Origin of the sequence: Bradyrhizobium archetypum (assembly GCF_013114835.1) — a bacterium.
Taxonomy (GTDB): domain Bacteria; phylum Pseudomonadota; class Alphaproteobacteria; order Rhizobiales; family Xanthobacteraceae; genus Bradyrhizobium; species Bradyrhizobium archetypum.
The window spans coordinates 180,902-194,315 of the sequence record NZ_JAAVLW010000008.1; the positions used below are offsets into that span (position 1 = coordinate 180,902).

14 protein-coding genes and 1 tRNA gene are annotated in these 13,414 nt (G+C 62.8%); 4 read left to right on the forward strand and 11 right to left on the reverse strand.

Annotation, left to right across the window (positions count from 1 at the left end; genetic code table 11):
- The first annotated feature begins 47 nt into the window (after nt 1–47).
- Complete coding sequence (locus tag HCN50_RS26200; RefSeq protein WP_171712776.1) at nt 48–1,736, forward strand: methyl-accepting chemotaxis protein; 1,689 nt, start codon at nt 48–50, stop codon at nt 1,734–1,736.
- 237 nt (nt 1,737–1,973) lie between these two features.
- Here the strand turns inward: HCN50_RS26200 and HCN50_RS26205 are convergent, their stop codons facing one another.
- The 8 genes from HCN50_RS26205 to HCN50_RS26240 form a co-directional block, all read right to left on the reverse strand.
- Nucleotides 1,974–2,240, reverse strand: a complete 267-nt coding sequence (locus tag HCN50_RS26205) for a BQ00720 family protein (protein WP_057850486.1) — start codon at nt 2,238–2,240, stop codon at nt 1,974–1,976.
- A 52-nt stretch (nt 2,241–2,292) separates the two neighbouring features.
- A complete protein-coding gene (locus HCN50_RS26210; protein ID WP_171712777.1) occupies nt 2,293–2,718 on the reverse strand; it encodes an Hsp20 family protein in 426 nt (141 codons plus the stop codon).
- Nucleotides 2,719–2,981: 263 nt separating this feature from the next.
- Nucleotides 2,982–4,070, reverse strand: a complete 1,089-nt coding sequence (locus HCN50_RS26215; protein WP_171712778.1) for a sn-glycerol-3-phosphate import ATP-binding protein UgpC — start codon at nt 4,068–4,070, stop codon at nt 2,982–2,984.
- Nucleotide 4,071: 1 nt separating this feature from the next.
- Nucleotides 4,072–4,920 (reverse strand): sn-glycerol-3-phosphate ABC transporter permease UgpE, encoded by an 849-nt coding sequence (gene ugpE, locus HCN50_RS26220; RefSeq protein WP_171712779.1) that lies wholly within the window; start codon nt 4,918–4,920, stop codon nt 4,072–4,074.
- Nucleotides 4,920–5,801, reverse strand: coding sequence for a sn-glycerol-3-phosphate ABC transporter permease UgpA (ugpA, locus tag HCN50_RS26225; RefSeq protein ID WP_171712780.1), 882 nt, complete (start codon nt 5,799–5,801; stop codon nt 4,920–4,922). The genes ugpE and ugpA overlap by 1 nt, the downstream gene beginning before the upstream one ends.
- 113 nt (nt 5,802–5,914) lie before the next feature.
- Nucleotides 5,915–7,228, reverse strand: coding sequence for a sn-glycerol-3-phosphate ABC transporter substrate-binding protein UgpB (gene ugpB / locus HCN50_RS26230; RefSeq protein ID WP_171712781.1), 1,314 nt, complete (start codon nt 7,226–7,228; stop codon nt 5,915–5,917).
- 268 nt (nt 7,229–7,496) lie between these two features.
- Complete coding sequence (locus tag HCN50_RS26235) at nt 7,497–8,693, reverse strand: CaiB/BaiF CoA transferase family protein (protein WP_235977216.1); 1,197 nt, start codon at nt 8,691–8,693, stop codon at nt 7,497–7,499.
- Nucleotides 8,694–8,868: 175 nt separating this feature from the next.
- On the reverse strand, nt 8,869–9,294 hold the full coding sequence (locus tag HCN50_RS26240; protein ID WP_171712782.1) for an organic hydroperoxide resistance protein: 426 nt from the start codon (nt 9,292–9,294) through the stop codon (nt 8,869–8,871).
- Nucleotides 9,295–9,458: 164 nt separating this feature from the next.
- Here HCN50_RS26240 and HCN50_RS26245 point away from each other — a divergent pair, with 164 nt between their 5' ends.
- Nucleotides 9,459–9,917, forward strand: coding sequence for a MarR family winged helix-turn-helix transcriptional regulator (locus tag HCN50_RS26245; protein WP_171712783.1), 459 nt, complete (start codon nt 9,459–9,461; stop codon nt 9,915–9,917).
- A 7-nt stretch (nt 9,918–9,924) separates the two neighbouring features.
- Here HCN50_RS26245 and HCN50_RS26250 read toward each other — a convergent pair whose 3' ends face one another.
- From HCN50_RS26250 to HCN50_RS26260, 3 genes are all read right to left on the reverse strand, one after another.
- Nucleotides 9,925–10,161, reverse strand: a complete 237-nt coding sequence (locus HCN50_RS26250) for a GIY-YIG nuclease family protein (RefSeq protein ID WP_171712784.1) — start codon at nt 10,159–10,161, stop codon at nt 9,925–9,927.
- A gap of 175 nt (nt 10,162–10,336) precedes the next feature.
- A tRNA-Ala gene (locus tag HCN50_RS26255) sits at nt 10,337–10,412 on the reverse strand.
- Nucleotides 10,413–10,476: 64 nt separating this feature from the next.
- Nucleotides 10,477–10,893 (reverse strand): TIGR02300 family protein, encoded by a 417-nt coding sequence (locus HCN50_RS26260; protein WP_171712785.1) that lies wholly within the window; start codon nt 10,891–10,893, stop codon nt 10,477–10,479.
- Between the two features lie 142 nt (nt 10,894–11,035).
- On the opposite strand from HCN50_RS26260, the gene aroA reads away from it, so the two are divergent.
- Together aroA and cmk are read left to right on the forward strand one after the other, a co-directional pair.
- Nucleotides 11,036–12,373, forward strand: coding sequence for a 3-phosphoshikimate 1-carboxyvinyltransferase (gene aroA / locus HCN50_RS26265; RefSeq protein WP_171712786.1), 1,338 nt, complete (start codon nt 11,036–11,038; stop codon nt 12,371–12,373).
- Nucleotides 12,370–13,002, forward strand: a complete 633-nt coding sequence (cmk, locus tag HCN50_RS26270; RefSeq protein ID WP_171712787.1) for a (d)CMP kinase — start codon at nt 12,370–12,372, stop codon at nt 13,000–13,002. The genes aroA and cmk overlap by 4 nt, the downstream gene beginning before the upstream one ends.
- The last annotated feature ends 412 nt before the right edge of the window (nt 13,003–13,414 follow it).

The following is a 13,414-nucleotide window of genomic DNA, read 5'->3' on the forward strand; positions in this document are numbered from 1 at the left end:
GGTTATTTCGGTCGCTGGGATTTTTTCAACGCCCGGAGAACATTGCCATGACGCTGCGACTGACGATTTCGCGCGCGATATTGATTTTTGGATTGGTCACCGCATTAGGTCTCGGTGCCGTCATTGCTACCAGCGTTTACGCGCTGTCACAGCTCAAGGTCGGCGGCCCACTCTACAACCAGATCAAGCTCGGCAACGACCTCATTGCCGATATCTTGCCACCGCCGGAATATGTCATCGAGGCCTATCTCGAGGCCACGCTTGTGCTGCATGACCCGGCCAAGCTTGCGGCGCATCGCGACCGGATTGCAGAGCTCAAGAAGGAATATGACGAGCGGCACGACTACTGGGTCAAGTCGGATCTCGATCCGGTGCTGAAGACCAAGCTGGTCGAGAAGTCCGACGGCGAGGTGCGCCGGTTCTGGACCGCGATCCAGGACGGACTTCTTCCCGCACTCGGCAAGGGCGACAGCGCGGCTGCGGCGAAATCCTATGCGGAAATCACCGCGCGTTATACCGCGCACCGCGCCATCATCGACGACATCGTCAAGCAGACCAATGACCAGAATGCGGCGACCGAAGTCGCGGCGACGGGGCGCGTCAGCACCTTCACGTTCCTGCTGTGGGGCGTCTCTGCCGCGGTGTTTCTCGTCATCGGCGCGGGCATTTTCGGCGTAGCGTTCGGCGTTATCAGGCCCATCGCGCAAATGACCGACGTGATGAAGGGCCTTGCCGGCGGCGACCTCAACGTTTCGGTGCCGGCGCTCAGCCGTGGCGATGAAGTGGGTGCCATGGCGCGCGCGGTTCAGGTGTTCAAGGACAACGCGCTGCGCGTTCTATCGATGGAATCGGAGCAGGCCAACCTGAAGCTCAAGGCGGAAGGCGAGCGCAAGGCCGCGATGCAGCAGATGGCAGACGGCTTCGACTCCGTGATCGGGAAGATCATCCAGACCGTGTCGAGCGCTTCCTCCGAGCTCGAATCATCCGCCGGCCGGTTGACCAAGACCGCTGAAGTGACCCAGATGCTCTCGGCGACGGTTGCCTCCGCATCGGAGCAATCCTCGGCCAATGCGCAGTCCGCCGCGGCGGCGGCGGAAGAGATGGCCTCGTCGGTCTCCGAGATCAGCCGCCAGGTTCAGGATTCGCACAAGATATCGCGCGAGGCGGTGAGCCAGGTCGAGCAGACCAATGCGCGGATTGCCGATCTCGCGCAGTCCGCCAGCCGGATCGGCGAAGTGGTCAAGATGATCAGCGCGGTGGCGGAGCAGACCAACCTGCTGGCGCTGAACGCCACGATCGAGGCGGCGCGGGCCGGCGAGGCGGGACGCGGATTTGCGGTTGTCGCATCCGAGGTCAAGGCGCTCGCTGCGCAGACCGCGAAGGCGACCGAGGAAATCGGCGAGCAGATCAGCCAGATGCAGTCGGCGACCAATCAGTCGGTGTCGGCGATCCAGGAAATCGGCGGCACGATCGGCCGCATCGCGGAAATCTCACAAGCGATCGCGGCGGCCGTGGAAGAGCAGGGTGCCACGACTCAGGAAATTTCGCGCAATGTGCAGCAGGCGGCGCAGGGCGCCACGCAAGTCGCCGGCAGCATCACCGACGTCAATCGCGGCGCGACCGATACTGGCACAGCATCTAGCCACGTGCACGGGCTGGCCCGATCCCTGCTGGGACAGAGCAATCATCTCAAGGGTGAGGTGGAGAAATTCCTCTCAACCGTTCGCGCGGCCTAAGGCATGATCCGGAAAAGTGGAAACCGGTCTTCCCTCGCGACAAACGCGAAGGCGTTTGCGCGGAGATCATGCTCAAATCAAAGAGATAGAGCGAGATGACGATTCGAAGAAAAGCCATCTCGCTCGATGCGAACCGGAATTTGCTCTGAACGACGATACGCGGGCTGTGCCCGCGTATCCGAAACCCTCTTCTCGCACTCGCTCGGCATCCGATCAGCCGATGCCGGCGAAGCTTCCTCAATGCACGCTGACGGCCTGAAGCTCGTTGCTCCATGCGTTGGCGATCGCCGCCTCGCGGCTGTCGGTCAGCATGATCGGGGTGCCGTCGGCGGCATGCAGCGCGAACAGTTTCAGTCCCGGCGCGATCTTCGGCGCCTGCGGAAACAGTCCCGGCACGTCCTCGGAACGGACTTGCTTCACATAGGCAATATGGCCTTCACCAAGATGGGCCAGCGCCTCAACGGAAACCTTTTCAGGTTCGAAGGTCACACTCACGTCACTCATGGTCTCGACTCCTCTGGAGATTAAGCGGTCGAGTCCGCTCCTTGTTCCACTATTATTCGTGTTCATTGATAGCGATTGTCTTAACGACCCGTTCAGGCTCCGGCCTGGCCAGATCGATCGACAAAAGCCCGTTTTTCAGATCCGCGCCCAGCACCAGCATCCCCTCTGCCAGCACAAAGGTGCGCTGGAAGTGGCGCGCGGCGATGCCGCGATGGATGTATTGCCGGGCCTTGTCGTCCTGCTGGCGGCCCCGAATTACGAGCTGGTTTTCCTCAATGGTCACATCGAGTTGGTCGCGGGTAAAACCCGCCACCGCCAGCGTGATGCGCAGCCGTTCGGGCTGGCCGTTGGTGCGGTCACACCGCTCGATGTTGTACGGAGGATAGCCGTCGGCGCCTTTGACAACGCGATCGAGCGCACGCTCGATTTCGTCGAACCCAAGCAGGAACGGACTGGACAACGAAGGAACACGAGACATTACAAAGTCCTCTCGAAGCGACTTTGAGGGGCCCTTGCGGCGCCCCATTCAACCGGCCGGCCGACTTGCCGTCCGGTCAAGGAACAATATGGGGGTGATTTGGGGAGGGTTCAAGCACCTCTGAAAGCTGTGTAAATCGGCCGTGGTGCGGGTCTTTCCGGCCGGCCACTCCGGGTCAACGCGTAGCGTTGAACCCGGAATCTCGAGATTCTCAGGTGCGCACGGGCGCACCGTAGTGCGCTTCGCGCCCCGGAATGACGGTGCTAACCCACCCGCTTCCGTCCATCGGCGGTAAATAGATGCAGCTTGTCGCCGGCGGCCACCACCCTGATTCGTTCACCGATAGCCGGGCCGACGGCGCCGGGAATCCGGACAATGATCTCGCCGGGTGGCAATTCGCCGGGGGTGGCGGCGACGCCCTGCTCCTCCTTTTGCCTTGTGCCGTAAACGAAGGTCTCGGCGCCGACCCGCTCGATCGCTTCCACGGTGAGGCCGAGCGCCACGCCGCCCGCGCCCCTTTCGTTGGAGATGACGAAATCCTCGGGCCGAATGCCGAGGATGCCGGCCGCGCTGGCTCTGATATCGCCAGTTAGTTGCGACTTCAGCTCATCGGAGCGCAGCGGCATCAGGTTCATCGGCGGCGCGCCGATGAAGGAGGCGACGAAGGTGGTGGCTGGCTTCTGGTAGATTTCCAGCGGATTGCCGATCTGCTCGACCTGGCCGCCATTCATGACGACGAGAATATCGGCCAGCGTCATCGCCTCGAGCTGGTCGTGGGTGACGTAGATCGAGGTGGTCGAGAGCCGGCGCTGCAGTTTTCGAATCTCGACCCGCATGGCGATGCGCAGCTTGGCGTCGAGGTTCGACAGCGGTTCGTCAAACAGAAACACTTTTGGCTGCCGCACGATCGCGCGGCCCATCGCCACGCGCTGGCGCTGGCCGCCGGACAATTGCCGCGGCTTGCGGTCGAGCATCGCGCCGAGCTCGAGAATGCGCGCGGCTTCCTCCACCCGCGTCTTGATTTCTGCTTCCGCCATGCCGCGGTTGCGCAGGCCGTAGGCCATGTTGTTGTAGACACTCATATGCGGGTAGAGCGCGTAGTTCTGAAACACCATCGCGATGTCGCGGTCGGCCGGCTCGATCTGGTTGACGACGCGACCGCCGATGTCGATCTCGCCGCCGGTGATCGTCTCCAGCCCCGCGACCATCCGCAACAGCGTGGACTTGCCGCAGCCGGACGGGCCGACCAGCACGCAGAACTGGCCGTCGCCGACCTCGAAATCGATGCCCTTGATGGCCTCGAAACCGCCGGCATAGGTCTTGCGGACGTTGCGGAGGGTGACGTTAGCCATTTCATTTTTCCGTCTGGACCAGGCCGCGCACAAACAGCCGCTGCATGAAGATCACGACCGCGACCGGCGGCAGCATGGCAAGGACCGCTGTTGCCATCGCAAGCTGCCATTCGGCGAGCTCGTCGCTCGTGACCAGCATCTTCTTGATGCCAATCACGATGGTCTGCATCGAATCCTTCGTGGTGATCAGAAGCGGCCAGAGATACTGATTCCAGCCATAGATGAACTGAATCACGAACAACGCGGCGATCGTCGTGATCGACAGCGGCAGCAGCGTATCCCAGAAGAAGCGGAAGGGGCCAGCGCCGTCGATGCGCGAGGCTTCCAGCAACTCGTCCGGCACTGTCATGAAGAACTGGCGGAACAACAGCGTGCCGGTGGCGGATGCAATCAGCGGCAGGATCAGGCCGGCGTAAGTGTCGAGCATCTTCAAGTCTGCGACCACCTTGTAGGTCGGATAGATGCGCACCTCGACCGGCAGCATCAGAGTGATGAAGATGATCCAGAACGCGGTCTTGCGGAACGGGAAGCGGAAATAGACCACCGCGTATGCGGACAGGATCGAGATAAAGATCTTGCCCAACGCAATCCCGATCGCCGAGACAAAGGAGTTGATCAGCATGTTGGCGACGGGTTCACGGCTGGTGCGCGAGCCGCCGACAAAGACGGCGCGGTAGTAATTTTCCAGCGTTTGGCTGCCGGGCGACGCCGGCATGTGGCCGCCGACCACGGTTGCGGCATCATGGGTCGAGGCGATCAACGCCAGATAGACCGGGAAAGCCACGATGAAAACGCCAAGCGTCAGGATCGCGTAGGCGATGAAGTCGGTGAAGGGGCGGTGCTCGACCATCAGTACTGCACCTTGCGTTCGACATAGCGGAACTGGATCGCGGTGAGCGCGATCACGATGATCATCAGTATTACCGACTGCGCGGCCGAGCCGCCGAGGTCGCCGCCGAGACGGCCATCCGCGTAGACCTTGTAGACCATGGTGGTGGTGGCGCCGGCAGGTCCCCCGCCGGTGACCGCATCGATGATGCCGAAGGTGTCGAAGAAGACGTAGACGATGTTGACGACCAGGAGGAAGAACGTCGTCGGTGACAGCAGCGGGAACGTGATGGTCCAGAAGCGGCGCAGCGGCCGGGCGCCGTCGATCGCACCGGCTTCGAGCACGCTCCGTGGAATGGCCTGGAGGCCGGCCAGGAAGAACAGGAAATTGTAGGAGATCTGCTTCCACACGGCGGCCATGACCACCAGAATCATCGCATGGTTCTCGTTCAGCAGCGGATTCCAATCGAGGCCCATGCCGCGCAGCGGCCGCGACAGCATGCCGAGCGAGGGCTGAAACATGAAGAACCAAAGCACGCCAGCCACCGCCGGCGCCACCGCATAGGGCCAGATCATCAGCGTCTTGTAGGCGGGCGCTGCCTTCAGGTTCTTGTCGGCCTGGGTGGCGAACAACAGCGCGATCGAGAGCGACAGCGCTGCGACCAGCGTCGAGAAGATCACCGTCGTCAGCATCGACCGGTAATATTCGGGCTGAGCGAACAGCGCTTGGTAATTTTCCAGGCCGACGAATTCGGAGACGAGGCCGAACGCATCCTCGCGCAGGAAGGATTGCCAGATCGCCTGGCTTGCCGGCCAATAGAAGAAGACAACTGTGATGACGAGCTGCGGCAAAAGCAGCAGATAGGGCAGCAGGCGGTTGTTGAAGACGGTCGATTTTTCCATTCAGCACTTACGTCATTGCGAGGAGCGAAACGACGAAGCAATCCATTGACCGGTTGTGCGGCACAATGGATTGCTTCGCTTCGCTCGCAATGACGCCCCCCGAGGTGTCCGTCCTACTTTGCAGTCTTCTCGAACGCGCGCAACATGGCGTTGCCGCGCTGGACGGCCGAATCAAGCGCTTCCTTGGCACCCTTCTTGCCGGCCAGCGCCGCCTCGATCTCCTCAGACCAGACGTCGCGCATCTGCACCATATTGCCGAAGCGCAGGCCGCGCGAGTTCTCGGTCGGCTCCTTGTTGGTGAGTTCCTTCAAGGGAGTCTGCAGGGTCGGATTCTTCTCGTAGAACCCGTCCTTGATGGACTTTTCGTAAGCTGCCTTGGTGATCGGCAGATAGCCGGATTCCTGGTGCAGCTTGGCCTGGCGGTTGGTGTCCGACAGGAACGTGAAGAACTTTGCGACCCCCTTGTATTCCTCCGGCTTCTTGCCGCCCATCACCCACAGCGAAGCGCCCCCGATGATCGAGTTCTGCGGCGCGCCCTGAACGTCTGGATAGTACGGCATCGGCGCCGAGGTGAAGTCGAACTTGGAAGTGGCCTTTGCGGTGCCGTAATAGCCGGACGAGGTCAGGAAAATCGCGCATTCGCCCGAGCTGAAGCGGGCTTCGTTGGTGTTGGTGCGCCCGCCATAGTCGTAAGTCTTGTCCTTCTGCAGATCGACGAGGTTCTGCAGGTGTTTCACGTGCAGCGGCGAGTTGAACTTCAATTCGGTGTCGAAGCCGTCAAGGCCGTTTGCCTTGGTGCCGATCGGCACATTGTGCCAGGCCGAGAACTGCTCGATATGCGCCCAGCTTGCCCAGGCATTGGAGAAGCCGCAGCTGTCGTGGCCGGCCGCCTTCAGCTTCTTGGCGGCGGCGAACACTTCCGGCCAGGTCTTCGGGATTTCGTTGATGCCGGCCTTCTTCAATTCATCCTTGTTGATCCACATGACCATGGAGGACGAATTGAAGGGGAAGGACAGCATCTCGCCCTTCGAGGTCGAGTAATAGCCGGTGATGGTCGGCAGGTAGGCCTTGGGGTCGAACGGCTCGCCGGCCTCCTTCATGAGCTGGTGAACCGGCTTGATGGCGCCGGTGGCGCCCATCATGGTTGCGGTGCCGACCTCGAACACCTGGATGATATGAGGCGCGTTGCCGGCGCGGAACGCGGCGATGCCGGCGTTCATGGTGTCGGGATAGCCGCCTTTGTAGGACGGAATGACCTTGTAATCGGACTGGCTGGCGTTGAATTCCTCGGCGAGCTTGTTGACGACATCATTGTTGGCGCCGGTCATGGCGTGCCACCACTGGATCTCGATCGCAGCATGGGCAGGCGTTGCAAGCGCCAGCGCAGCACTCACTGCCGCCGCTGCGCCGAATTGTCGAAGTGCCATGGAATCCCTCCGGGTTAAGGTCGTCACCTTCGTTTCGCGCGATAACAGCGCCGGATGACGTGCAAATGACCGTATAAGCGAAAGGATGGTAGTGGGAAAGCGTGCGCGGAGGGAAGCCGGAAAATAGGCGAAGGGGAAATGGCAACCGTCGCGCCTGCGAACGCAGGGCCCATAACCACAGCCGTCTGTGATTGCGGAGATGGCTACCGCCGCGCCCAAAGCGAAGCCGCGGCGTGTGGGCCCCTGCGTTTCGCAGGGGCGACGACGTTTAGCGCTTCCGCTCCGAGCCGCAGACCGCGCCCTCAGCGACCAGCGCCTCGATCTCATTCTTCGAATAACCGAACTCGCGCAGCACTTCCGCTGTGTGCTGGCTGAATTTCGGCGGCGTCCGCCGCAGGCTGGGCTTGGTCCGCTCCAGCCGGATCGGGGAGGCGACGCCCTTGTACCAGTCCTTTTCGATGATATCGCCGCGATGCAGCGTATGCGGATTGGTCAGCGCCTGGTCGATCTTCTGCACCGGGCCGGCCGGCAGGCCCGCCGCCAGCAGGCGATTGCAGAGCGGCTCGGCCTCGTGCTGGCTGAACACGGCCGCGAGCTCGGCGCGCAGCGCGTCGCGGTTGGCGATGCGGTCCTTGTTGCGGGCAAAGCGCGGATCGGTGCCGAGTTCGGGTTTGCCGATTTCCTTGGCGAGCTTGCGGAAGGTGCCGTCATTGCCAACGCCGATGAAGATGTTGTCGGTCTTGGTCGGGAAGATCGCGTAAGGAACGAGGTTCGGATGCTCGTTGCCGGTGAGCGAGGGCGGCTTGCCGTGCATGAAGTAGTTCGCCGTGTGCGGATGCATGATGGCAAGGCCGGCCTCGTACAGCGTGGTTTCGAGGAACTGGCCGAGACCCGAACGCTGCCGCTCCGACAGCGCCATCAGGATGCCGATTGCCGCGTAGAGCCCGGTGGTGATGTCGACCAGGGGAACGCCGATTCGCATTGGGCCGCTTTCAGGCGAGCCGGTCGCCGCGATCATTCCGGTCATGGCCTGGATGATCGCGTCATAGCCGGGATTGCCGCCGCGCGGACCGTCGGCGCCGAAGCCGGAAATCCGGCAGTGCACCAGCTTCGGAAATTTCGCGCGCAGCACCTCGTTGCCGATGCCCCATTTGTCGAGCGTGCCCGGCTTGAAATTCTCGATCAGGACGTCGGCCGTCTCCAGCAGCTTCATCAGAACCGTGCGCCCGCCTTCGGAAGCAAGGTCGAGCCCGACGGAGCGCTTGTTGCGGTTGATGCCGACGAAATAGGCCGCGTCCTCCTCGTGGAACGGAGGGCCCCAATCGCGCACCTCGTCGCCGGCCGGCGGCTCGACCTTGATGACGTCGGCGCCGTGGTCGGCCAGGATTTGCGTGCAATAGGGGCCGCCGAGCACGCGCGTCAGATCGATCACGCGCAGGCCGGTCATTGCGCCGGTAGAACTCATGGAGAAAACCTTTGCTCAGGGGTGAGAATGGAAATCCTGAGCTAGCGGTCTTCAGGCGCGGCGGCAATGGCGTCGCGCGCACAGGCGCATGACGCGGCCGCCGGAGCGCGGACCCGAAAATTCCGTGAGACGAACGGCCCGCCGGCATTAGCGGCGGGCCGCTTGTGCGGGGACGTCAGACGACCGTCAGGCGCACATCTACATTGCCGCGGGTGGCGTTGGAATAGGGGCATACCTGGTGGGCTTTCGCGACGAGAGCCTCGGCTTCGGCCTTGGGAATGCCGGGCAGCGAGACGGCCAGCTCGACGTCGAGGCCGAAACCGCCGGCCGAACGCGGGCCGATGCCGACGGTGGAAGTCACCGAAGCATCGGCGGGCACCTTCGGGCCGCCCTGCGAAGCGACGAACTTCATCGCGCCGATGAAGCAGGCGGCGTAGCCGGCCGCGAACAGTTGCTCGGGATTATTGCCGGCGCCACCACCGCCGCCGAGTTCTTTCGGTGTGGCGAGCTTGACGTCGAATGCGCCGTCGAGGGTGGCGGCGTGGCCATCGCGGCCGCCGGTCGCCTTGGCGCTGGTCTTGTAGAGCACGTTCACGGACATGTCGGTCTCCCCTTGGGTTTGCCGTTTCGGCAATCGTATTGCACACAATTAGATTGCGCGCAATATAAATTATTGCGAATGGCGCGATTTAATTGTATGCAATTGAAATCAAGCGCTTAGGCCACCAAATCAGTGTCCTTGTGCTGCTCGTTAACGAGGTCGTGATGGCCAGGAAATCTGCAGCGGACTTTCCGCTCCGGCTCGACAATCAAATTTGCTTCGCGGTGTATTCCACCGCGCACGCGTTCAACCGCGTCTACAAGCCGCTGCTCGACAAGCTCGGCCTGACCTACCCGCAATACCTCGTCATGCTGGTGCTGTGGGAGCGCGACGACGTACCGGTGAAGGAGATCGGTGAGCGGCTGCTCCTGGATTCCGGCACGCTGACGCCGCTGCTCAAGCGGTTGGAGGCGGCCGAGTTGATCAAACGGACACGCAGCACCGAGGACGAGCGGCAGGTGTTGATCGCGCTGACGGCAAAGGGCGAGGCGCTCAGGGAGAAAGCTCGCGCCGTGCCGCAATCGATCCTCGCGGCGTCAGCCTGCTCGGTCGGCGAACTCGTGGCAATGAAGAACGAGATCGTCGCGTTACGTAACAGGCTGAATGCGGTGCTGGGGGAGTAGGGGACGGTTAGAGGCGCTTCTTGGCGAAGGTGCAGCCGGACGCTGACTTCAGGTATTTTTCGAACGCAACGGCCTGCGCTGCATCGCTAAACGCTACGTAAGTCTTAATTCGCCAGGGCCCGTGCTTCGACGTGTGCGGGACCTCTCCGGCATTGTGCTTCGCCAGCCGCGCGCGCAAGTCGTCGGCAATGCCGACGTAGAAAGGTAGAGAGTCGAAATTTTCGAGGATGTAGACGTATTTCATGGCGGATCGCCTCCGCCGACCAACCTATCGGCACTGTCCGCGGCTTGCAAAACGAGTCCTGACGGACAGAGCCCGGCTTCGTCCTCTGGGCTACGCCGCGGCAGCCTTCGCTAGCTTCGCTACCACAGAGCACGGCGTGGCTTGCCGAGCCGTAGCTTGCGAAGCAAGCGAAGGCTGGTGGAGCCAGGCGGGATCGAACCGCCGACCTCTTGCATGCCATGCAAGCGCTCTCCCAGCTGAGCTATGGCCCCTTAGAATCGCGCGCCTAAAGTTCGGCGTGCGGGCATGACCCTGAACCACAGTTCTGGGCCGATCTCAAGTCTCTTCGTCACCTCCGACGTCACCAATGATGTCGGTAACGTCCTCGTCACCCTCTTCCTCGTCGGGAATGAAGGTGGAATCGTCGTCGTCATCGTCCTCGATGGTCTCGTCGATCTCGATGTCGTCTTCCGATTCGGGAACCACGGCCTTGACCTTGCCGGTATTCTCCTCGGCGTCGGCTTCCTCGAGCGAGACCAACTCTTCGGCCTCGGCGGGCTCCGGCATGTCGGCGGCAGTGGTCGCGGCAGCGGCGCGGGCGGCATCGCCACGCGCTGCGCGCGGCGGCGCGATCGGCGCGATCGGCACAACCTCGCCGGTGTAGGGCGAAATCACCGGGTTCTTGTTCAAGTCATAGAATTTCTTACCCGTGGTCGGGCAAATGCGCTTGGTTCCGAGATCGGATTTGGCCACGTGTTGATCCTGGGAAATTCTGAAAAACGGTGCTTCACTTGGCTAGTTAAGAGGCTGGTGTCAATAGCGCTTTGAAGCATTTGACGGCCGCGTGACGCCGCGGGGCCCATGTGATACTGCCGCCCCCGCAGAGGACCACAATTTGACCCATACAGCCACGCCCACCCCGCTGGAAGCCCGCGCCAGCGGTCCCCTGGCCGGGAAAGTCCGCGTTCCCGGCGACAAGTCGATTTCACACCGTGCTCTCATTCTTGGGGCGCTTTCGGTCGGCGAAACCCGCATTTCTGGCCTGCTCGAGGGCGAAGACGTCCTGAACACCGCCAAATCGATGCAGGCGCTGGGCGCAACGGTCGAGCGGACGGGTCCGTTCGCCTGGCAGGTCCGGGGCGTCGGGGTGGGCGGCTTTGCCCAGCCGGCCGCCCCGCTCGATTTCGGCAATTCCGGTACCGGATGCCGGCTGGTGATGGGGGCGGTTGCGGGCTGCCCGATCACGGCCGTGTTCGACGGCGACGCTTCGCTGCGCTCCCGCCCGATGCGGCGGATCCTCGATCCGCTCGAATTGATGGGGGCGAAGGCCGGCGAGGCCAAAGAGGGGGGCCGTCTGCCGCTGACGCTGCACGGCGCCCGCGATCCGGTGCCGATCCTTTACCGGACCCCGGTGGCCTCGGCCCAGATCAAGTCGGCGGTGCTGCTGGCTGGCCTTGCCGCGCCTGGCATCACTACGGTCATCGAGCAGGAAGCCAGCCGCGACCACACCGAGCTGATGCTGAAACATTTCGGCGCGGACATCGTCTCGACCAAGGAAGGCAGTCACGGCCGCAAGATCGCGCTGACCGGCCAGCCCGAACTGCACGGCGCCGAGGTTGTCGTGCCTGCCGATCCGTCGTCGGCGGCATTCCCGATCGTGGCGGCGCTGATCGTCGAGGGGTCCGACGTGACCTTTTCCGACGTCATGACCAATCCGTTGCGCACCGGCCTGTTCACGACGCTGCGCGAGATGGGCGCTTCCATCGAGGAAAGCGATGTCCGCCGCGACGCCGGCGAGCCGATGGCGCGCCTGCGCGTGCGCGCCTCAAAGCTGCGCGGCGTCGAGGTACCGCCGGAGCGCGCACCCTCGATGATCGATGAATATCTGGTGCTCGCGGTCGCAGCCTCCTTTGCCGAGGGCACCACCATCATGCGCGGCCTGCAGGAATTGCGCGTCAAGGAATCCGACCGCCTGGAGGCGACCGCCGCGATGCTGCGCGTCAACGGCGTCAAGGTCGAGATCGCAGGCGATGACCTGATCGTCGAAGGCCGCGGCCATGTGCCCGGCGGCGGCCTCGTCGCCACCCACATGGATCACCGCATCGCGATGTCGGCACTGGTGATGGGGCTCGCTGCCGTCAAGCCGGTTAAGGTCGACGACACCGCCTTCATCGCCACCAGCTTTCCGGATTTCATTCCGATGATGCGCTCGCTCGGAGCCGAGTTCTCATGATCATCGCCATCGACGGGCCGGCGGCTTCCGGCAAGGGCACGCTCGGCAAACGCCTCGCCCATCACTACGGCTATCGCCATCTCGATACCGGCGTGATCTATCGCGCGGTGGCGAAGGCGCTGCTCGACCAGGGTTTCGACCTTAACAATGAGGCGCGGGCAGTCGCTGTTGCAATGGAACTCGATCCCGAAAAATTCGGCCATCCCGAACTGAAAACGCAGCACATCGGCGATGCCGCGTCGGTCGTATCGGCGATCCCGAGTGTGCGGGAAGCTCTCGTTAACTTTCAGCGCCAGTTCGCGGCCGATCCGCCGGGCGCCGTGCTCGACGGTCGCGATATTGGAACCGTGATCTGCCCGCATGCCGACGTGAAGATCTTCGTCGTCGCCGATCCTCAGGTACGAGCCCGCCGCCGGACGCTGGAAGCGCTGGCGCGTGGCGAAGCCGCCGACGAGGCGGCGGTGCTGGCCGACATCCTCAAGCGCGATGAAAGGGACAGGAACCGCGCCGCCGCGCCGCTCAAGGCTGCGGCGGACGCTCATATCCTCGATAATTCCAATCTCGATATCGAGGCTGGCGTGCAGGCCGCGATTGCCATCGTCGAGGCCGTTCGCGCCCAGCGAAAATAGCGGGGTCTAGCCCTCTGTCGGCGGCCGAAACGGCTCCAAATCGGGCATTTCCGGCTTGCCGAAAATGGCCCTGGGGTCTATATCCACGGCCATCCGGGCCGCCATCGATGAGATCAGGGCTGTCCGAGCGGGCCGGTTGCGAGGTTTGAGCCTCCGCCGTCATTGGAGGAAAGCCCGCTCCAGGCTTCTGAAGTCGATATGCTCGTTTCAGGCTCCGGACTTCTTAACGCGACGCGCATTCTTCCCGCAAAACCGGTGCCCGCTTTTGCGGAAGACGCGACATCAAACGTATCGAACGTGCAGGCATGCTGCCGGCCCGCTTTTGCGCTACTCGCAAACGCGGTCGTCAGGGTTTGCGGACCCCTGACACTTCACGCGCGATGCGCCCATTAACCCGAACGGCCGGCGATTT